Genomic DNA, 21,172 nt, shown 5'->3' with positions numbered 1-21,172 from the left:
GTGCTGCTCCTTGGTGATGCTAAAAATCCGGGGGGCAAGTGTAGTGCAATGGTTGGCCGGTGGCTGGATGCACCAACCCCAATGCTGTGGCGTGTAACAGCAGCCGGGGCGAACGGGCCAAGGTGGCCGCATCGGCATAGAGCGCATCGCCCAAAATGGGGTGGCCGCAAGCGGCCAAATGCACACGCAACTGGTGGGTGCGGCCTGTGAGCGGCTCTAGCTCGACCTTGGTGGTCTGCGTGGCGGTATTGGCAGCCAGCACCCGCCAACGCGTCTGGCTGGGCTTGCCGTGTACGAAATCCACCACGCGCAATGGCCGCCGCTCCCAATCAGCGGCGATGGGCAAATCAATGAGTTGCCACGCCCCACAGATGTCCGGCGGCGTCCACAGCCCTTGCACCACGGCTTGATACGACTTGTGGATACGGCGCTCGGCAAAGGCGGTGCTCAAGGCCCGTTGTGTGGTCAGATTGCGGGCCATGAGCACCAGGCCAGAGGTGGCCTGATCGAGCCTGTGCACAATCAATGCTTCGGGCCAACAGCACTGAACGCGGGCACTGAGGCAGTCTTGCTTGTCTGGGCCTCGTCCGGGCACACACAGCAGCCCAGAAGGCTTGACCAGCACCAGTAAGTCGGCATCGACATAGAGGCAACGTACCCCCTCTGGACTAGCACCCACTGCATGGGTAGGCGGGGTCACAGTTCACCCATCAGGAGCTTTTGCACGGTGGCGCACATCTCCTCGACATCGTTGGGTTTGTGGATGAGCGCGCGCGCACCTTCGGCCCGTGCGGCCTGCTCAATCTCTGCGGTGATGTAACCCGAGGCCAACGCCACAGGCAAATCGGGGCGAATACCCAATGCCTCGCGTACCAAATCGACACCACAATAACCGGGCATGTTGTAGTCTGTGACCAGTAAATCGTAGGTTTGCGGGTTGGTGCGCAAGGCCTGCGCTGCTTGGCGTGGGTCGGTAAAGCCACTGACGATATAACCGCGGCGCTTGAGCAGGCGCTGCACCAGAAAAACCAGTGCTTTGTCGTCATCCACATACATCACATGGTGTTGGCGACTGGGTGGGATAGGCGCTGCAGGCGCGCTACTGACGACGGGCAAGGCTGGCTCCTGCACCTCGCTGACAACTTCTGCCGCCAAAGCTGGAAAATACAGGGTAAACCGGCTGCCCTGCCCCAGCACACTGTGCACATCGACGGCGCCACCATGGGTGCGCATCACACCATGCACCACCGATAGGCCCAAGCCTGTGCCTTGCCCTACCGGTTTGGTAGTAAAGAAAGGCTCAAAAATGCGCTGCAAGATAGCTGCCTCAATGCCGGGGCCGTTGTCTGAGACTGTCAGACTCACGTAGTCCCCCTGTGCCAAGCCCAAACGTTCGCGCTGGCGTTGATCGGGCCGCGCGATCTGCAACTCCACCTGCACACTGCCGCGCCCATCACCCAGGGCATGGATAGCGTTGGTACAGAGGTTGAGCACGGCCTGCTCCACTTGGGTGGGATCGGCCAACACAGGGGGCAGTTGGGGGGCCACATGTAGCCGCAGCTCGATGGCTGGGGGCAAGGTCACACGCAGCAAACGCTCGGTGTCTCCCAGCACCTCACCCAGTGCCACAGTGGAGCGCCGGGGTGGCTCATTGCGGCTAAAAGTCAAAATCTGACGCACCAGATCGCGGGCACGTCGCCCGGCCTTTTCAATCTCGACCAAACTCTCATGCGCAGGGGAGCCAGATCCACAGTCGGCCTTGGCCAGTTCGGCATTGCCCAAAATGGCACTGAGGATATTGTTGAAGTCGTGGGCAATACCGCCTGCCATCGTGCCCACAGCTTGCATTTTGTGCGATTCGCGCAGCTGCACTTCCAGCTCGTTGCGATGGGCCTCGGCTTTTTTACGTCCGGTCAGGTCGCGGGCAAAAATAGTGGTGGTCTCACCCTCAGCATGGCGCTCGAACGATACGCTCACTTCCACCGCCAGCTCCTTGCCGCTGACGGTGTGCGCCGTCATTTCCCCCAGCATGGCTTGGGTCGCCAATTGGGCAAAGGCCAGCACTTGTTGTGCATCGGGCAAAAATCGTTGTACGGGGCTGCCCAGCGCATCGCTGGCAGCACACTGAAACAAGGCTGCCGCCGTGGGGTTAAACACCGTGATACGCTGGTGCTGATCAACACAGATGATGGCGTCTAGCGAGGAGTTGATAACAGCCTCCAACCGCCGTTCGCTAGCGTGAAGTTGGGCATTGCGCTGTTGCAACTCTTGGGCGCTTTGCTGCAAAGCCTGCCGCTCTGCCAATAGCGGCCCCTGATCAATCACGGCACACAAAAACTGCAACAATGGCGGCTCGCCATCATGCTGGGGTGCCTCAATCCGGGCAATGTGCAAATCCCCAGTAATGTGGTGCTGGTCGCCAATAGAAAAGACGACTTCGGTGGCTTCGCTGTGGCCCTCGGCCAAGGCCTGGGCAAAAGCCTGCTGTACCCGCTCTGCATGGGCCTCACAGACAAACGCTTGCAATTCGGTCAAGGGCCGGTCTCGTTCAGTGGGCTGAAAAGAGCGGTGGGCCATAGAGTTGGCCTGCACGACCATGCCATGCTCATCTAACACCATCAGCGCCAGCGGCACACTAGAGAAGAGGGTTTCAAACCGCTCGGAGGCGCTCTCTGCTGCCGACTGGCTATAGCGCAATACCTTGTTTTGCGCCTCCAGTTCGACTTGGTAAGCGCGCAATTCGGCAATCAGATCAGCCATGGGGCCACTGGGCCGCTCAGCCAAATTGCGCCGCTCTTTTTCCTCCACCGGGGCCGGTGGCAGCAACAGTGGCTCGGTGGTACGCAGCAAAAATGCAAGATCGGGGCGGCTCATGGCAACAAACACCCCTGGCAGGTGGGCACAAATATCGGCCCAGTGGCTGTGGGGTCAGGTGGGCGAGTGTACGCGCAGCACTGGCCTTGACCACCACGGCCTGCTCAGGCATTTTGCACAAAGGCGGCATAGGCGGCTTCATCCATCAAAGCAGACAACTGCGCCGGATCTGCCACCTTGATTTTGAAGAACCAACCGGCGCTCAGGGGATCGGTGTTAGCCAGTGCCGGATCGGCGCGCAGTGCCTCATTAACGGCCACCACCTCACCCGCCACCGGCATGAACACGTCGGCCGCGGCCTTGACCGATTCGACCACGCAGGCCACTTCGCCTTGGGCCAAGACCTTGCCTACTGTGGGCAAATCCACAAACACCACATCGCCCAGCGCCTCTTGGGCATGTGCGGTAATACCCACCGTAGCGGCCTGCACATCGGCTGCATCGATCCATTGGTGGTCTGGAGAAAACTGGAGGCTCATGACAGCAATCCTGGCAAAAATTAAAAAACTGCACTGTAGCGGCTTTTGACTTTTGCCACCTCTTCATCAATAGGGACGGGTTTTTGCCGCTATGAAATCAGTAGCTTTTCTGGCTCCGCTACAGACCGCTCTTTGCCCTCTGGGTGCCTCAGACACGCGGGCCTGACACTATTCGGCTGGACGAACACCGCCTTTTCCAGAAAAATGGTCTGCACCCCGATTGAACTTTGCCTGTAGGCCGCCTGTTTTCTGCCGTCCATGTGCACCATCTTTTTGTTCTCTGACTATCGTTCTGTTGTCAGATCCACGGCCACAGTTGCCGTTGGCACTCCATTCTGCAAAGGATGCACACCATGAAGCGGTTGCTGTGGTGGTTTCTTGCCGTGTTGGTGAGCGTCTCGGCAGGGTGCATGCTCATCAGTGGCATGCTGGCCTTCAATACCCTGCGCAATACACAAAAAGATGTCTTCAATGCCAAATTTTCTGTGGCGGCACAACGGGCGGCTACAGCGGCTGAACAAGCCGTGGCCTTGGGCATGCCCCTGTCCGACCAGTCCCCGCTGGAAGCCATGTTGGCGCGTGAAACCATCCTTGAACCTGCAATTGCGGGTTTTGGCATTGTCTCGGCCCAAGGGCAAGCCCTGTTGGGCCAGCGTCCTGCGCACACCACACAGCCCACCCTGACGCTGCTGGAGCAACCCATTCGCAACGATTTGGGTGAGACGATAGCCAAAGTTGCACTCTACTACGACACATCGGCACGGTTACAGGCAGAGCAGCAATTGCGCCAACGCATCACCACGGCCACTTGGACAGCCCTGCTGGGCGTGTGTGCTGCCACCTTGGTGGCAGGCTTTGCTCTGTTGCGCCATATTGGCACCCCCCATGCCCGCCGCGCCCGCCCCCTGATAACGGGCGGCTTGCGTCTGTCCCTCACTGCCATGGCCGCCTTGGTGTTGAGCTTAGGTATGCTGTGGATAGGTTGGCAGGCCCACCGGGCTGGTCAGGATCTCATCCAACCCGACCAACTCGCCAAAACTGCCGCTATTGTTCGCTCCAGTGCAGGCCTCATAGAGCGAGGGCTGGCCGCAGGCATTCCAGCCCAAGCATTGGTGGGCCTTGATGCACATACCGACCGGTTACGCCAAGAAAACCCCGAAATCGCATCCCTGTCCTTTATTGCCACCACGGGCCACGCACTCTATGGGGCTGTCCCCACCGCCACAGAAAAACGGCTGGCCTCCACGGCCCCCGTGACCCATGCAGGCATCGCCGTGGGAGAACTCGTGGTGGTGCTCGACCCCAGCATACTGGCACGCCTGCTACAGGCCACCCTGCTGGATATGGTCTTTCTGGGAGCCATCAGCCTCTTGATGGCGCTAGAACTGTTGGCTTTGGCCCTGGGTTCACGTGGCGCACGGGCATTGGCCAGCACCGAAGTACGCCAACAACGGCTGGCCCATCCAGAACAACAGCACACGCCGTGGCGCACTACCAGTGCCTCCAGCGTGCGGCCAGCACTGTTCCTGTTCATGTTGTCGGAAGAATTGACACGGCCCTTCTTGCCGGGCTGGGCCCGCCAAATTGCCCCCGAAGGGCAGACACTGTCTCCCGAATTACTGGCCGGATTGCCGTTGGTATTGTTTTTGGCCACCGTGGCACTCCTGCAATGGCCGCTGGCCAGCTGGTCAGAGCGCCGTGGCCGCAAGCCCGGTTTTATTCTGGGGGCATTGCTCAGTGCCACCGGCTTGGCGCTGGCCGCAGCCACACAGCACTACGGCCTCTTTCTTGCGGCCCGGCTGTTAAGTGCTGCAGGCTTTGCTTTGGTGTTTGTCTCTGGTCAAGGGTTGGTGATTGATGGCTCCATGCCTGCCGACCGGGCCCGGAGCCTGGCCCAATTTGTCCGGGCTATTCTGGTAGCAGGGCTCTGCGGCCCTTCATTGGGGGGGCTCATTGCAGACCACTGGGGCGTGCAAACCGCTTTTGCCATTTGCAGTGTTCTGGCCCTGCTCGTGGCGGCTGTAGCATGGATGCAACTGCCACCAAGCACACCTGCCGCCCCCACCGCCCAAGAGCGTCCATCGACCAATCCGACGCATACATTAGGTACGGTACTGCGCCAACCAGGGCTCATGACCCTGCTGATCGGTTGCGCACTGCCCGCCAAACTGCTGCTGGCGGCACTGTGCTTTTATCTCCTGCCGGTCTATCTGCAAGACACCGGCCACAGCAGTGCCACCATTGGCCGCCTGCAAACCATTTACCCCCTCACCATGGTCTTACTGGTTCCGCTGGCAGCCCGTCTGGCCGACCGCTGGGGGCGGCGCAGCCTGTTCGTACTCATGGGTGGCCTGCTGGCCGGTTGCAGTGCCATGCTGGCGTGGCCCACCGGCACTTCCACCACCGCGCTGGCGCTCGTTCTGCTGGGCTTGGGGCTAGGACAATCGCTGTCCATTGCTCCGCAATCTGCCCTGATTGCCGATTTTGCGCGCAACGCCCCAGCGGGCCAGAGCGCAGGCATTCTGGGTCTTTTCCGACTGGTAGAGCGTGGTGGCAGCGCATTGGGGCCAGCCACTGGGGCCATGCTTTTGACTGCCTGGGGCTTTGGCCCCGCCTTGGCCTGCATCGGTTTACTGGTGCTGGGCGGCAGCGTCACCTACGGCTGGCATCTGTTCCAACAACCTGCCGATACCCCACCCCCACAACCGGCACACTAAAAAGCAGCACGCCCCTGACCATGAGCAATCGTCGCCACTTTCTGTCCCGCAGTCTGCACCATGCCACCAGTGCCTCTTTGTTGTCATGGGGCACATGGAGCAGTGCAAGCACCTCCCCCCGTCATCTGCGCCACAGCACAGGACGGCCCTTTCGCATCCTGATGATCACGTTCAGGGGAGAAACCGATGTAGACCGTGGTTTCCGGGCCTATCTCACCGAGGCAGGGCTAGACATGCAGATCACCGTGCGCGATGTGCAACAAGACATCTCTCGGGTGCCGGGCATTCTGCGTGAAGCCCGGCATTTGCAACCCGATTTGATCTATGTCTGGGGCACCCCCATCACCTTGGCCGTGGTGGGCGCACACGATGCCCCCAGCCAAGGCAGCCACTTCATCCGTGACATTCCTGTGGTTTTTGCTCTGGTTGCAGCCCCCCTGCAATCGGGCATTGTGGCGCGGCTCGATCGCCCGGGGGGCAATGTGACTGGCGCCGTACACGTTGTTCCTACCGATGTGCAACTGCGGGCCATGAAATCCTACCTGCCCTTCCGAAAGCTGGGGGTGCTCTACAACCCCGCAGAACAAAACTCGCGGGCTATCGTGGCACAGGCACGGGATTACTGTCAGCGCAATGGGGCTCAGTTGATTGAAGCCAACTTTCACACCAACACCGCCGGACAACCCATCAGCGATGGCGTAGAAGATTTGCTATCGCACATCCAAAAAGCAGGTGCCCAATGGCTTTACCTGCTGCCCGACACCTTTTTGGGCAGCCTCTATGGCCGCATTGCCCCAGCCGCACTGGCACTGCAACTGCCCTCCTTTGGCGCCGCAGAATTGGCGGTGCGTTCGGGCGGTGCGCTGGTAGGACTGGTCAGCCGCTATTACTCAGTAGGGCAACTGGCCGGGGCCAAAGCACTGGATATTTTGGTCTCGGGCAAGCCTGCGGGCCAAATACCTGTCGAGACACTCAAGCGGTTTTCTCTGCTCGTCAACATGCGCGTTGCCAAAGCCCTAGAACTCTACCCCCCCATTGACATGCTCAATTACGCAGAGGTCATTGCCATTGGCACAGGGGAGCAACAACCCTCATGAGCTCCCCCCCCACCCCTTTGTTACGCACAAGCGGCCTGCATTGGCGCCTGCTCCAACCCCAAGACCTTGATGCAATGGAGGCTTTGCACCACCTGAGCATTGCGGGCCTGCCACCACACACGGTCAAGGCCGAAGCACGCACATTCCTGCAAAGCCTGCTCCAAGGCCGGGGCACTGTGATTGGTGCTTGGCACCACCACACCGAATTGATCGCCTATGGCGTACTGCAACATGACCTGCTGCCCACTGACGATCCCCGTGAGCACCTGCAACTGCCCCCACAACAGACGCTCGCCAAACTGGCTGGCGCTGCTGTCGCCCCCCAATGGCGTGGATACGGCTTGCAGCGGGCCTTGATCACCCAGCGCATTGGCCACACAAACAGCACCACCGTACTGTTTGCCACCGCTGCCCCCGAAAACACGGTCAGTTGGCACAACCTGCTGGGTTGTGGCTTCAGAGTGCGGGCGCTGGAATATCGCTATGGCGGCTTTGCCCGGTATTTGCTGGTGCGCCTGCCCTCTCACGCCCCTCCCCAAACCTCCGATGCCAGCCCACTCGAACTCCACATCGATGCCCTAGCACAGCAACAGACCTTACTAGCCCAAGGATGGCAAGGCATTGCCCCTGGCACTCTGCCCGGCAGCCTGCGCCTACAGCCCCCCACCGGGAACCCTGGATGAACACCTTGCTGGCCCATGACCGCCCCCACATGCACATTGACTTGGGTGTGCTGGCCAACAACTGGCGCACGGTGCGCCGCACCTTTCGGGGCCAACGTGTTGGGGTCGTGGTCAAAAATGATGCCTATGGTCTGGGCATATCCCAAGTGGCTCCGTTGCTCTGGAACCTAGGCTGCCGCGACTTTTGGGTCAGCCACAGCACCGAAGCCCTCAAATTGCGGGGATTGCTGCCCGAGCACAGCACCAGAATCATGGTTTTGCATGGTCTTGGAGGCATAGCCCCCGAAGATTTTGCGGCACACGGACTCATTCCTGTGCTGGCTGGCCCCCATGAACTGCACCAGCTACAAGGATATGGCAGCAAACACGGCCAAGCCATGCCTGTGGCTATCCACCTGGATACTGGTCTGACACGGCTGGGGTTTACTGGCACCAACCTGCACTTGTTGCACGATAGCCGCTTGCAAACCGATATCAAAGCCATGATATGGGTCAGCCATCTGGGCCGCTTCAGCCACCCGGATGCCCCAGAGTGCCTGCACCAACGCCACACCTTTGCGGCCTGGCTCCAACAGCTGCCACCGGCCGAACGCAGCATCACCACCTCATCGAGCGTGTTTGCCAACCCCGCTTGGCACTGTGACCATGCGCGGGTTGGCAGCGCCTTGTTTGGCGTACAAACAGCCGCCCAATACCAACAACCTCTACAGAACGTTACCAGCCTGTACGCTCCGGTGATGCGGGTGGCCGATGTCCCCGCCTACACCGAAGTCGGTTACGCCGGACAATACCGCACCAGCCAAAACACCCGCATCGCCACAATAGCAGCCGGTTATGGCGATGGCCTACCGATCAGTCTGGCCCCACGCGGCGTCTTGTACCTCAAAGGGCGCCCGGCCCCCATTGTGGGAGGCATTGCCATGGGCATGCTGGGGCTGGACATCAGTGCCTTTGCCCCCGGCGAGATTCAACCGGGCATGTGGGCCGAAATCTATGGCCTGCACCAGCCCCTCGCGCAATTGGCGGCCACCGCAGGCATCACCCCTAATGCTTTATTGGCATGCACTGGCGCACTGGCATTGCGCCGCTACATGTCCCCGCATTCTGGACAGGAGCCACTTGTATGAGCCCACGTTCCCATCTCTTAGCCATTGTTCTAGGCTGTGTGCTCAGTCTATTGGCCATCAATCAAGTGCTGCTGCTTTGGGCTACCAAAACACTAGACCAAGAAGTTGCCAGCCAACGCGACCTTTACTTACTGCAAAGCCTGCACACCGCTGTAGACAACTACTCCACAATTGGCCTCGATCTGGAGCAGATGGACGCCCTGCAACGGCTGATAGAACGTGAGCGCAGCAGCTTTGCCGAAGTATTGGCGATTGATATTTTTTCTGCCAATGGCACTTTGCTCTACAGCACCGATCCGCATACCCGTGGGAGCCGTGTGCCCAACGCCTGGCTAGAGCACCTTGCACAAAAAGACGCATGGCATATTGACAGCCCCTCGCAACGCCAGATGGGGATACGCTTTGAAAATGACCTCGGACAGGCCGCAGGCGGTATTGCCCTGACGATTGCAACCACCAGCCCCTCCAAGGTTTTGGATCAATGGAAACGCATAGGCCAACAAATCATGGCCTGGCTACTGGTTGCCATACTGGCCTGCACAGCCGCGGGCCTGGGTATTTTCTGGGGACTGCGCCACCTGTTACGGCCCTTTGCACGCATCTCACCCCTGCTCCAGCAAGACCGGCCCCTCTCGATGGGTGCAGACCCACTGGAAAAAGCCGCCCACCACACCCGTCTCAGTTGGGCAGAGCAAACGCGCCAGAACCAGGAGCGACTGCGCCAACTCCAGGAGATCGACCATGCAGGATAAGGCCACCACCCGCTGCGCCCAACCACTGGACTGGCGTGTTGGCCTGCTGGCTTTCTGCACCACTGTGCTCATTGGCAGCGTATGCACCATCTGGGCGCTGCAACAGCTCCACCACAGCACCCAGCAACAGGCCAGCCAAGCGGCCCAAGCTTTAGCGCATTCTGTGGCCCATACCCTATCGCAGCAGATCGCCCGGGCGATCCGCATCGGCATTCCGGCCAACCATATTCCGGGTCTGGACAGTTATCTGCAACGGGCACTCGACCAAGCGCCAGGACTAGCCTATATTGCCTTGCGCAGCCCCAACAACACGACACTCAACACCACGCAACTGCGCCCTGCCCACGAAGAAATTCATGCCGAAGTGCAAGTACACGGGCAGACAGTAGGCATTGTGGCTGTAGGCACGGCACCAGCCACCCTAACCCACGGTCTGACTGCTATTCAAGCACTATCAGCCCTGCTGGTTTTGTGCATGGGTCTGCTCAGCGGTTGGCTAGCAGCACGCGGCCCTGGCAAGCGTCTGGAACAACAACGCTGCCAACTAGAAATGGGTCTGCAAGGCGCTCGGCTAACGCCCGCTGTACCACTGCACCACACCAGCAATGCCCTAGAGCAGGCACTAGAAGCCTTGGCCCAAGGTCAGCAGCAACAACAGGAGCAAGCAACCATGCTGAACAGCTATGCCGAAGAACTTCTAGCGGTAGATTTCGACCACCGCATGCAAGTGCGCATTGCACAGATCATGGCCCCCACTGGCACCTCAACCCCCTCTGGTTCACAAGACGGGGAGGCGTAATGTTGCTGCGTACCCGGATCACCCTGATTGTTGGCACAGCCCTGGTACTCACCGTGCTGGGATTGGGGGGCGCCAGTCTGCTGCGCGAACAGCTATTACAGCAGCGCCTCACAGCCACCGCTGTGGCCGGACAAACGGCCCTCTGGAACGAGATGCTGGCTACAGAAAGCCAACGGCTAGAACAGTCTCTCCAGTCACTCAAAGCCCAACCGGGCTTTTTGCAAGCCCTTTATTCGGCAGATCGGGCCACCATTGCACAAGCCTTGACCCATGCCCATGTGCTCATAGGCCCACAAGAACCCTTGGCACTGATGGGCGTGATCAGTGCAGGTTCAGAACCGATTGTGTTTGGGACTGAACCACCACGCCCCTTGTTAGACGCTGTGAGCCTCGATCGCGCACTGGGCGGAGAGGGAGTCAGCGGACTGCGGATGGTGGCAGGCAGTACGCCCGTCATGATTGCAGCACACACACTGCCCGGCAGCACCTATCCCATCGTTCTGGTGCTAGGGCGTCATGCTGAGCATGGGCTGCAGCGATTCGCTCAACGCAGCGCCACCAGCGCACACCTGATCGACTTGCACGGTACCTTGCTGGGCAGCACCGACAGCAACTTATGGCAGCGTCTCCAAATCACCTCCTCTCCCCGCATAGCCACCTACCAACAACACCAAGACAAAGACCACACTTACACACTCAACAGTACGCCAGTCACCGACCTCTCAGGGCACCCTGCCGGTGCTCTGGTCACGTTGGCAGACAACACCCATGAGGCCAGCACCCGCCAGTTCCTAGACCGCATGGCGTTGATCAGCACCAGCTTGCTCATGCTCACCGTGCTTTTGGGGCTGTATGTTTACCTGGGTAAAAACTTCCGCACCCTCGATAACGCAATTGCAGCCCTCCAAGCCTTGGCACGCGGTGATGCCCGCGTGCGTCTTCAGCATGCGGGCAATGATGAAATTGGTCGCATTGCCCAAGCCGTTGTGGTGTTTCGGCACAGTGCCGAAGAGTTGACCGCGAGCCGCTCGCTGCGCGAACGGGTGCGCCGTCGGCAAGAACGCCTGATCCACACCCAATTGCAACAATTGGCAGACGCCACCGACATGACCAGCCGAGAAGAAGTGCTAGAGCTGCTGCACAACGGTGAGCCACACCAGGGCAGTGCAGCTTCTGAAGACGAGGAACAACTGCGGCATCTGGCTGCAGTCATGGGAAGCCTGACCCAGCGCATTATTGGTCAGCACCAGCGCCTATCCACCATGATTGTGGAGCTGCGTGAAGCCTTGGTTACCAAAACCAGACTGGCCGGACTGGAGCAAGAACTCCAAATTGCTGCACAGGTGCAATTGAGCATCCTGCCACGCCACCTGACTGTGGATTCCAGAGTGCAAATCGACTGCCACATCACCCCAGCCCGCGAAGTAGGGGGCGACTTCTATGACTACTTTGTCATTGATGCAGAACACCTCGGTTTTGTCATTGCCGATGTGTCGGGCAAGGGCGTGCCTGCGGCATTGTTCATGGCAATTACACGCACCCTGCTCAAGGCCACTGCCGTGTTTGTCACAGCACCCGCTTCCTGCATTCGCAAACTCAATGACCTGCTAGCCACCGAAAACGAACAGATGATGTTCGTCACCATCTTCTATGGTGTGCTGCACCTGCCCACTGGCCGGGTCACCTATGTGAATGCGGGGCACAACCCACCCTATTTGCTGCGTTTGGGCACCACCACACCACTGCCACGCACCGATGGCATTGCCGTTGCCGTCAGTGATGGCTTCGTCTACGACGAAGGGGTTGTAGATTTAGCCCCTGGCGACAAACTGTTTTTGTACACCGATGGCATCACCGAAGCCTTTGATCCGGATGGACAAGAGTATGGCAATCACCGCCTCGAACAGGTATTGCAACCCTTGGCGGCACCGCATTGCACTGCACAAGCCACCAACGAGACGGTGCTGGCCGACGTACACCGCTTTGAACGCGGAGCACCACAGGCTGATGACATCACCTGCCTGTGCCTGCAATACCAAGGCGACACCAGCCACTAGCCCAGCAGCAACGCATCGTCGGCAAGCTTTTCGCCACGCACTTTCTCAAACATCTGCAACAAGTCGGGCACATCCAAACGTTTGCGCTGCTCACCCGACACATCCAACACCACCTGACCTTGGTGCAACATCACCGTGCGCTGGCCCACATCCAAGGCTTGGCGCATGCTGTGCGTGACCATCATCGTAGTGAGCTGGTTTTCCGCCACAATGCGTGCCGTCAGTTGCAGCACAAAATCCGCAGTGCGTGGGTCGAGTGCCGCTGTGTGCTCATCCAAAAGCAAAATGCGGGATGGCTGTAACGCCGCCATCAATAAACTGACTGCTTGACGCTGCCCACCCGAGAGCAAGCCAATACGGTCAGTCAGACGGTTTTCCAGCCCCAAACCCAAGGTGGCCAAACGGGCACGAAAAGTCTCCCGTTGTGCCACCTTCACCGCCCCCCGCAAGTTGCGCATGGTGCCGCGCTGCTGTGCCAGCGCCATGTTTTCTTCAATGGTCAGGTCTTCACAAGTACCGGCCATGGGGTCTTGAAATACCCGTGCAACCCGCGAGGCCCGCGCCCAAACGGGCTGGCGCGTCACATCACTGCCATCAATGGTAATGGTGCCACTATCGACCGATTGATCGCCAGAAATGGCATTGAGAAAGGTGGATTTGCCCGCTCCATTGGAGCCGATGACAGTGACAAACTGCCCCGCCGGAATGCTCAACGACATGCCGCGCAGAGCGCGGGTTTCGATGGGCGTGCCAGGATTGAAAGTGAGTTGGAGGTTTTTGGCGCTCAACATAGCAAGTTTTTCTCTGGTGCGCTTTATTGGGGGCGGCGTGCCGCCATTTTGCGTTTGAGTTGGGGAATCACCAACGCCACCGTCACCAGCAAAGCCGTGACCAAATTCAGGTCTTGGGCCTTGAGACCGATGAAATCGCTGTTGAGGGCCAGTGCAATAAAGAAACGGTACACAATCGCACCAATCACCACAGCCAATGTGGCCAGCACCAGCTTGCGAGACGGCAAAATGCTCTCGCCCACAATCACTGCGGCCAAGCCAATGACAATGGTGCCAATACCCATCGAAATATCGGAGCCGCCTTGGGTTTGGGCAAACAGCGCCCCCGCCAACCCAACCAAGCCATTAGACACCGCCATGCCCAACAACACCATACCGCCGGTATTAATGCCTTGGGCACGCGCCATGCGCGCATTGGAACCGGTAGCCCGAATTGCCAAACCGCGCTCGGTGGCAAAGAACCAATCCATCGCCAACTTGGTGGCCAGCACCACCACCGCCAAAATCAACGGACGGGCCACATAGTCACTCATACCATCGGGTTGCAGCAGGGTCAGTAGGGTCGGGTCGTTGATCAGTGGCACGTTGGGGCCCCCCATGATGCGCAGATTGATCGAATACAACGCAATCATCATCAAAATGCTGGCCAGCAGATCCATGATCTTGAGCTTGACATTGAGCCAGCCAGTGATCAGCCCAGCTACCGCACCAGCAGCCATTGCTGCCACGGTAGCCAGATAAGGGTTGGTGCCTGACGCAATCAACACAGCACAGACAGCACCACCCAACGGAAAACTACCATCCACCGTCAGGTCAGGAAAGCGCAGCAGGCGGAACGAGATAAACACGCCCAGCGCCACCAGGCTAAAGATGAGGCCGATTTCAACGGCGCCAAGCAGGGAAAAAAGGGACATGGTGCAACGGCAAGGAAGCAAAAAACAAAGCAGGAGCCAGACAGTGCATGGCTCCTGCGCAGCAGTGGGGACTGCCTGTGCAGCCCCCGAATAAAAGGGTGTACTTTACTTCACCACTTGGGCGGCTGACTTGACCAACGCGTCAGACAGCTTCACGCCCTGCTTTTCGGCGGCACCGGGGTTGACGAAAAGCTCCATCTTGGTGCTCACTTCGGGCTTGAGGTCTCCGGGCTTTTCGCCCTTGAGCACACGCACCACCATGCGGCCTGTTTGCTCGCCCAAATCTCGGTAGTTGATACCAAAGGCCGCCACCGCACCACGCTTGACGCTATCGGTATCGGCAGCCACCAGAGGCAACTTGGCCTCTTGACCCACCTTGACCAAGGCCTCGTAGGCCGAAACCACATTGTTGTCTGTGCTGGTATAGATCACATCGACCTTACCAATCAAGCTGCGGGCTGCGCTACCCACATCCACCGAGCGTGGGGCCACTGCTTCAACCAGCGTCATGCCCAACTTGGGCAACAGCGCCTGCAATTGCTTGACCACCACCACCGAGTTGGCCTCGCCAGGGTTGTAGACCATACCAACACGCTTGGCACCAGGCACGACCTGCTGTACCAAATCCATCTGCTTGTCCAACGCCAACAGATCCGACACCCCTGTCACATTGGTTTTGGATGGCTCCCAGCTACCCACCAACTTGGCTGCCACTGGATCAGTGACGGCAGAAAACACCACTGGCACAGTCTTGGTAGCAGCCACGACCGCTTGGGCCGATGGGGTAGCAATGGCTACGATGGCATCGGGCTGGTCGCCAACAAACTTGCGCGCAATCTGCGCAGCCGTGCCAGTGTTGCCTTGGGCACTCTGGTATTGCCACTTCAGGTTTTTACCGGCTTCAAATCCAGCCTCTTTCAGTGCCGCCTGCACACCATCGCGCACGGCATCAAGGGCCGGGTGCTCAACAATGGCCGTCACGGCCACCGATTTTTGCTGTGCGCTGGCGGGAGCCACCGCTGCTACGGCCAATGCAATGGCGCCCAAGGTCATCCAAGGCAATTTTTTCATCCAATATCTCCAAGATCAAAAGGGTCTGCACCACAGACCCGGACAGCGCAAGGCGCCACAATGGTTCACATGCCGGAGTAATTCGGGCCGCCGCCACCTTCGGGCGTGACCCAGACGATATTTTGCGTTGGATCTTTGATGTCACAGGTCTTGCAATGCACACAATTTTGCGCATTGATCTGCAAACGTTTGCCGCCACCACCTTCGTTATCCACAAACTCATATACCCCGGCGGGGCAATAACGCTGCTCTGGCCCCGCAAATCGGGTCAGATTGACGTTGACCGGCACGCTGGCATCCTTGAGGGTCAGATGGGCAGGCTGGTTTTCAGCATGGTTGGTGTTGCTGATAAACACGCTGGACAGACGATCAAAGGTCAGTTTGCCATCGGGCTTGGGATACTCAATGGGCGTACACTCTGATGCAGGCTTGAGGTAAGCATGGTCGGGCTTGTCACGGTGCAATGTCCAAGGCACATTGCCCTTGAGCACAAACTGCTCCAACCCATTCATCACCGTGCCAACCGTCAGCCCCTTCTTGAACCACGCCTTGAAATTGCGTGCCTTGTTCAGTTCCGTATGCAGCCAACTGTTCTCAAAGGCACGGGGGTAGGCGCTCAACTCATCATGCTGGCGGCCTGCCACCAAGGCGTCATAGATGGCCTCAGCAGCCAGCATGCCGGTTTTGATGGCGGCATGGCTGCCCTTGATGCGGCTCACGTTCAAATAACCAGCATCGCAACCCACCAAGGCGCCACCAGGAAACACCGTCTTGGGTAGCGAGAGCAAACCACCCGCCGTGATGGCACGGGCGCCATAACTGATGCGCTTGGCTGGTTTGATGCCCTTTTCGGCATCACCCTCTAGGTAGTAGCGAATATTGGCGTGCGTCTTCCAGCGTTGGAACTCTTCAAAGGGGCTCAGATACGGATTGCTGTAGTCCAGCCCGGTGATAAAGCCCAGCGTGACTTTGTTGTCTTCCATGTGGTAGAGGAACGAGCCACCGTAAGTGTCACTGTCCATCGGCCAACCCGCCGTATGCATGACAAAGCCCGGTTGATGGCGCTGGGGATCGATCTCCCACAGCTCTTTGATGCCAATACCATAAGTCTGTGGATCACGACCTGCATCCAAGTGGAACTTGGCGATCACCTGCTTGCCCAAATGGCCCCGTGCACCTTCAGCAAAGATGGTGTACTTGGCATGCAACTCCATGCCCAACTGGAAGTCTCCCGTAGGCTCGCCTTCCTTGCTGATGCCCATATTGCCTGTGGCCACGCCCTTGACCGACCCATCATCGTTGTAAAGCACCTCGGCAGCCGCAAAGCCCGGGAAGATTTCTACACCCAAGTTCTCTGCCTGTTGGCCCAGCCAGCGCGTCACATTACCCAAGCTGACGATGTAGTTGCCGTGGTTCTGAAAACACTGCGGCAGCAAAAAATCGGGCGTGCGAAAAGACGACTTCTCGCCCAAAAAGATCATGGCATCTTCAGTGACCGGCTGGTTCAGCGGTGCGCCCAGCTCTTTCCAATTGGGAAACAGTTCGGTCAGCGCCTTGGGGTCCATGATGGCGCCCGACAGAATGTGTGCGCCTGGTTCGGAGCCTTTTTCCAACACCACCACAGAGACGTCTTGGCCCTTGTCTGCGGCCAGCTGTTTCAGTCGGATAGCGGTGGACAGACCCGCCGGCCCGCCCCCCACCACAACCACGTCGTACTCCATCGCCTCGCGGGGGCCGTACTGGGCCAAGATTTCTTCATTGTTCATCGGGATGTCTCGCTCAATAGTGGGATTGCAAAAGTCGGGGCGCCTGACGCTCTTGCGACAGATGTTGATTGACGTAAACGTAAGGCGAATGAAAGATTTTATGCGGCACTTTACTGTCACTAAGCTGGACAGTCGTTTCTTTTTTGGGGGGTAGCAGCAGGCTCTGACCCCCATCGCCCCCCCATGCCCCGCTTCTTCTGTGCTTTCTATATTTACTTTTGCGTATATGAGAAGCACAAAACAATTGTTTGCTTTTATATGCAAGGCTACTACATTCGCCGCCATGCATGATTTCGCATTTGTTTTTGCTGGATTTGCCGTAGGGCTGATTGTGGGCCTAACCGGTGTGGGTGGTGGCTCGCTCATGACACCCATCCTGATCTTTTTCTTCGGTATCAAGCCGCACATGGCTGTCGGCACCGATTTGCTGTTTGCCGCTTTTACCAAAATGGGGGGCACCGTCAGTTTGGCCCGCCAACGCTTGGTACCCTGGCGCGTAGTCGGCATGTTGTGCGCTGGCAGTATCCCTGCTGCTTTGGCCTCGCTGTGGCTGTTGCATTATCTGGGGCCAGCCAGTGCCAAAGCCCAGCACATCATGACCACCACGTTGGGTATAGCTCTGTTGCTGACCGCTGCAGCCACCCTTTACAAGGTCATCGCCTTTTCACACACCAAACAAACCACCGACCATGCCAAGCGACTGGCTAATCCCGAACTGGCTACGCAGCCACGCCACTGGAGTTTGCCAATACTGCTAGGGGCTGTGATTGGCACCTTGGTCACATTTACCTCCGTGGGCGCAGGGGCAGTGGGCGTAACGGTGTTGCTGCTGGTCTATCCGCTGCTGCCTTTGCCACGGATCATTGGTGCCGATATTGCCTACGCCGTGCCCCTGACACTGGTCGCCGGGTTGGGCCATGCCTCTCTCGGCTCGGTCGATTGGCCCTTGCTGGCCCTCTTGCTGGCTGGCTCACTGCCGGGCATCTGGCTCGGCTCTCGTCTCGTCTCCCACGCTCCAGAGCGGTTGATCCGCTCGGCGCTTTCCGTGTTGCTCGCTTGGGCGGGCGCCAAACTGGTTTTGATCTGAAGCACCATGTACCAATACACCGACTTTGACCGACAGTTCGTCCGCCTGCGCGCCGACCAATTTCGCGACCAGCTAGACCGCTGGCAAGCTGGCAAACTGAGCGAAGACGATTTCCGCCCACTGCGCCTGCAAAATGGCTGGTATGTGCAACGCTACGCCCCCATGCTGCGCGTGGCCGTGCCTTATGGCGAGATTGCCAGCCGCCAGTTGCGTGTGCTAGCCACCATTGCCCGCGACTACGATGCCCCTGAAGCCACCGTATTCCAAGAGGCCATGACCGGCCAAGGCAAGCTGGGCACCACCTTCTTGCCCACCCACTGCGCCCACTTCACCACCCGCACCAATGTGCAGTTCAATTGGATTCCGCTGTCCAAAGCTGCCGACGTCATGGACTTACTCGCCAGTGTCGATCTGCACGGCATCCAAACCAGCGGCAACTGCATCCGCAACACCACCACCGATGCGCTGGCCGGTATTGCCGTTGATGAAGTGGTCGATCCACGCCCCTATGCCGAAATCATCCGCCAGTGGACGACTTTGCACCCCGAATTTGCCTTTTTGCCACGCAAATTCAAAATTGCCATCACTGGTGCCACAGAAGACCGTGCCGCCAGCGCCTGGCACGACGTTGGCCTGCAATTAGTGAAAAACGCGGCGGGCGAAATCGGCTTTAAGGTATCGGTAGGCGGTGGCATGGGTCGCACCCCTGTCATTAGCAGCGTGATCCGCGAGTTCTTGCCCTGGAACCAGATCATGAACTACATCGAAGCCATTGTGCGCGTATACAACGAGCAAGGCCGCCGCGACAACAAATACAAGGCCCGCATCAAAATTTTGGTCAAGGCCGAAGGCCAAAGCTACTTTGACGCCGTGGAAGAAGAATTCCGCCAAATCGTAGAGATCGACGGCGGCCCACACACCATTCCACAAGCTGAACTCGACCGTGTGGCCGCCTGCTTTGTGCCGCCCGTGTTGGCCGATGTGCCCGCTATCGACCCTGCGACATTGACGCAGCAATTGCAAACCCAGGCCACCCAACAGCCCGCCTTTGGCCGCTGGTTGGCGCGCAATGTCCATGCACACCAAAACCCACAGCTGCGCGCCGTCACCTTGTCGTTCAAGCGCCTAGGCCAAGCCCCCGGCGATGCCACCGCCGACCAACTCGATGCCTTGGCCGCACTGGTGGATAAATACTCGGCAGGCGAAGCCCGTGTGACGCACGACCAAAACGTGCTGCTGCCTTGGGTACATGGCAGCCAACTGTTTGCTTTGTGGCAAGAAGCCAAAGCCTTGGGGCTGGCCAGTGCCAACGTACAACTGCTCACCGACATGATTGCCTGCCCCGGTGGCGACTTCTGCGCCTTGGCCAATGCACGCAGCTTGCCCATTGCCGAAGCCATCACACAACGCTACCAAGATTTGGACGAGCTGGACGACATCGGTGAGATTGACCTGCACATCAGCGGCTGCATTAACTCGTGCGGCCACCACCACAGCGGCCATATCGGCATCTTGGGGGTCGATAAGGATGGCAAAGAGTGGTATCAAATTACTTTGGGCGGCTCCGATGGCTCGCGCCTGTCTGGTGCTGCGGTGGCCGGTAAAGTGATTGGCCCCTCGTTCTCAGCCGCCGAAGTGCCCGATGTGATTGAAGCTGTGCTCACCACCTACCGCGACCAGCGCCAGCCGCGTGAGCCTTTCGTCGATACCGTGCGTCGCATCGGCTTGGATGCCTTCAAGCAGGCTGCCAATGCCGTGCGTATCCCGGTGGCTGCCTAAAAAATACAGTGGATGATCGCCCCATGAACTTTCAGATTCTTGCTTCTGCCAGCCACACCCCGCCCACCGAAGGCGACACCAGCGCCGTGGCTCTGCCCAACGATGCGGACGCCTTGACTGTGTCACTCGACGGCGTGACGCGTATCGACTTGCACTTTCCCAACTTCACCGATGGCCGTGCCTTTAGCCAAGCCTACCTGTTGCGCCGCCGCCGGGGTTTTACGGGCGACATCCGCGCCACCGGCGATGTGCTGATTGACCAATTGGTACAAATGCAGCGCACCGGCTTTAGCTCTGCCGTGCTGAAAGCAGGGGTCGATGCCGCCGACGCACAGCGCCAGTTTGAGCGTTTCCAAGGCTTCTACCAAGCCGATGCGGTACAAACCAAACCCATTTTTGCCTTGGAGCCATGATGAGCAGCAGCAGTTTGCTTTCACGCGGTGCGCCCACCAAAGCCACCAGCATCCATGCCCGTCCCAGTGCCGACTTTGCTGCCAAGCTAGAGCAAACCCGCGCCTTGCTGCGCCAAGCGGCTGCCTTGGGTGCGCCCGGTGCGGTCACGCAAGCCTCCAGCCTGGGTGCGGAAGATGTGGTCATTACCCACCTCATCAACGCACTGGCATTGGATATTCCCGTCTTCGTGCTAGAAACCGGCGCACTGCACACTGAAACGCTGGCGCTATTGGAGCGCACACAAGCCCACTCCCGCGCTCCCATCGTCGTCTATCGCCCCGAGTTCGATGCCGTCATCCAATTCATCCGGCGAAACGGCCAAGATGCCATGTACAAAAGCATCGAGTTGCGCAAAGCCTGTTGCCACATCCGCAAGATGGAACCCTTGGCCCGCGCCTTGGCCGGCAAGCAAGGCTGGATTACTGGCCTGCGGCGCGAACAATCCAATGCCCGTGCCGACGTGCCCCAGATTGACACCGCCGAAGTCGCCAACAAGGGCTTGACCAAATTCAACCCGCTGGCCGACTGGACACTGGGCGATGTTTGGCACTACATCGCCGAAAATGGCGTGGACTACAACCCGCTGCACGACCAGTTCTTTCCCAGCATTGGCTGTGCCCCCTGCACCCGTGCCATTGCCTTGGGTGAAGACTTTCGCGCTGGCCGCTGGTGGTGGGAAGACGAAGCCGCCAAAGAATGCGGCCTGCACGTCAAGAATTGATTGGA

General features: G+C 58.9%; 18 protein-coding genes. 11 read left to right on the top strand and 7 right to left on the bottom strand.

Annotated elements, in window-relative coordinates; translation table 11 throughout:
• Window positions 1-19 precede the first annotated feature (19 nt).
• The 3 genes from ACYVB2_RS04750 to gcvH form a co-directional block, all read right to left on the bottom strand.
• Window positions 20-700: an RluA family pseudouridine synthase gene (locus ACYVB2_RS04750; RefSeq protein ID WP_382430991.1), complete on the bottom strand. Its 681-nt coding sequence runs from the start codon at window positions 698-700 to the stop codon at window positions 20-22.
• Window positions 697-2,874 (bottom strand): PAS domain-containing hybrid sensor histidine kinase/response regulator, encoded by a 2,178-nt coding sequence (locus ACYVB2_RS04745; protein WP_382430993.1) that lies wholly within the window; start codon window positions 2,872-2,874, stop codon window positions 697-699. The genes ACYVB2_RS04750 and ACYVB2_RS04745 overlap by 4 nt, the downstream gene beginning before the upstream one ends.
• A gap of 104 nt (window positions 2,875-2,978) precedes the next feature.
• Complete coding sequence (gcvH, locus tag ACYVB2_RS04740) at window positions 2,979-3,353, bottom strand: glycine cleavage system protein GcvH (RefSeq protein WP_382430995.1); 375 nt, start codon at window positions 3,351-3,353, stop codon at window positions 2,979-2,981.
• Between the two features lie 353 nt (window positions 3,354-3,706).
• On the opposite strand from gcvH, the gene ACYVB2_RS04735 reads away from it, so the two are divergent.
• The 7 genes from ACYVB2_RS04735 to ACYVB2_RS04705 are packed head-to-tail and all read left to right on the top strand — an operon-like array spanning window position 3,707 to window position 12,585.
• Window positions 3,707-6,070: an MFS transporter gene (locus ACYVB2_RS04735; protein ID WP_382430997.1), complete on the top strand. Its 2,364-nt coding sequence runs from the start codon at window positions 3,707-3,709 to the stop codon at window positions 6,068-6,070.
• 20 nt (window positions 6,071-6,090) lie between these two features.
• Window positions 6,091-7,167, top strand: a complete 1,077-nt coding sequence (locus tag ACYVB2_RS04730; RefSeq protein ID WP_382430999.1) for an ABC transporter substrate-binding protein — start codon at window positions 6,091-6,093, stop codon at window positions 7,165-7,167.
• Window positions 7,164-7,850: a GNAT family N-acetyltransferase gene (locus ACYVB2_RS04725; protein ID WP_382431001.1), complete on the top strand. Its 687-nt coding sequence runs from the start codon at window positions 7,164-7,166 to the stop codon at window positions 7,848-7,850. Before ACYVB2_RS04730 ends, ACYVB2_RS04725 begins: the two co-directional genes overlap by 4 nt.
• Entirely contained in the window at window positions 7,847-8,977 is a 1,131-nt protein-coding gene (locus ACYVB2_RS04720; protein ID WP_382431003.1) for an alanine racemase, read from the top strand. The genes ACYVB2_RS04725 and ACYVB2_RS04720 overlap by 4 nt, the downstream gene beginning before the upstream one ends.
• Window positions 8,974-9,729, top strand: a complete 756-nt coding sequence (locus ACYVB2_RS04715) for a hypothetical protein (RefSeq protein ID WP_382431005.1) — start codon at window positions 8,974-8,976, stop codon at window positions 9,727-9,729. Before ACYVB2_RS04720 ends, ACYVB2_RS04715 begins: the two co-directional genes overlap by 4 nt.
• Window positions 9,719-10,528, top strand: a complete 810-nt coding sequence (locus ACYVB2_RS04710; protein WP_382431007.1) for a hypothetical protein — start codon at window positions 9,719-9,721, stop codon at window positions 10,526-10,528. The genes ACYVB2_RS04715 and ACYVB2_RS04710 overlap by 11 nt, the downstream gene beginning before the upstream one ends.
• Window positions 10,528-12,585, top strand: a complete 2,058-nt coding sequence (locus tag ACYVB2_RS04705) for a PP2C family protein-serine/threonine phosphatase (RefSeq protein ID WP_382431009.1) — start codon at window positions 10,528-10,530, stop codon at window positions 12,583-12,585. Before ACYVB2_RS04710 ends, ACYVB2_RS04705 begins: the two co-directional genes overlap by 1 nt.
• Here ACYVB2_RS04705 and ACYVB2_RS04700 read toward each other — a convergent pair.
• From ACYVB2_RS04700 to ACYVB2_RS04685, 4 genes are all read right to left on the bottom strand, one after another.
• Complete coding sequence (locus ACYVB2_RS04700) at window positions 12,582-13,376, bottom strand: ABC transporter ATP-binding protein (protein ID WP_382431011.1); 795 nt, start codon at window positions 13,374-13,376, stop codon at window positions 12,582-12,584. The two genes, ACYVB2_RS04705 and ACYVB2_RS04700, sit on opposite strands and share 4 nt — an antisense overlap.
• Before the next feature lie 23 nt (window positions 13,377-13,399).
• On the bottom strand, window positions 13,400-14,290 hold the full coding sequence (locus ACYVB2_RS04695) for an ABC transporter permease (protein ID WP_382431013.1): 891 nt from the start codon (window positions 14,288-14,290) through the stop codon (window positions 13,400-13,402).
• Between the two features lie 105 nt (window positions 14,291-14,395).
• The gene (locus ACYVB2_RS04690) at window positions 14,396-15,361 is read right to left on the bottom strand and encodes an ABC transporter substrate-binding protein (protein WP_382431015.1); all 966 of its coding nucleotides are present in this window, start codon (window positions 15,359-15,361) and stop codon (window positions 14,396-14,398) included.
• 65 nt (window positions 15,362-15,426) lie between these two features.
• Window positions 15,427-17,127: an electron transfer flavoprotein-ubiquinone oxidoreductase gene (locus ACYVB2_RS04685; RefSeq protein WP_382431017.1), complete on the bottom strand. Its 1,701-nt coding sequence runs from the start codon at window positions 17,125-17,127 to the stop codon at window positions 15,427-15,429.
• 283 nt (window positions 17,128-17,410) lie between these two features.
• On the opposite strand from ACYVB2_RS04685, the gene ACYVB2_RS04680 reads away from it, so the two are divergent.
• The 4 genes from ACYVB2_RS04680 to ACYVB2_RS04665 are packed head-to-tail and all read left to right on the top strand — an operon-like array spanning window position 17,411 to window position 21,167.
• On the top strand, window positions 17,411-18,214 hold the full coding sequence (locus ACYVB2_RS04680) for a sulfite exporter TauE/SafE family protein (RefSeq protein ID WP_382431019.1): 804 nt from the start codon (window positions 17,411-17,413) through the stop codon (window positions 18,212-18,214).
• A gap of 6 nt (window positions 18,215-18,220) precedes the next feature.
• Window positions 18,221-19,993 carry a nitrite/sulfite reductase gene (locus ACYVB2_RS04675; protein ID WP_382431021.1) on the top strand — a complete coding sequence of 591 codons (1,773 nt, stop codon included), beginning with the start codon at window positions 18,221-18,223 and terminating at the stop codon, window positions 19,991-19,993.
• A 23-nt stretch (window positions 19,994-20,016) separates the two neighbouring features.
• Window positions 20,017-20,406, top strand: coding sequence for a DUF934 domain-containing protein (locus ACYVB2_RS04670; RefSeq protein WP_382431023.1), 390 nt, complete (start codon window positions 20,017-20,019; stop codon window positions 20,404-20,406).
• Window positions 20,406-21,167, top strand: a complete 762-nt coding sequence (locus tag ACYVB2_RS04665) for a phosphoadenylyl-sulfate reductase (protein ID WP_382431025.1) — start codon at window positions 20,406-20,408, stop codon at window positions 21,165-21,167. The genes ACYVB2_RS04670 and ACYVB2_RS04665 overlap by 1 nt, the downstream gene beginning before the upstream one ends.
• The last annotated feature ends 5 nt before the right edge of the window (window positions 21,168-21,172 follow it).

Source organism: Giesbergeria giesbergeri (assembly GCF_054779375.1).
Note: the sequence above shows the minus strand (reverse complement) of the source record. Positions and strands in the feature narration are given on the sequence as shown.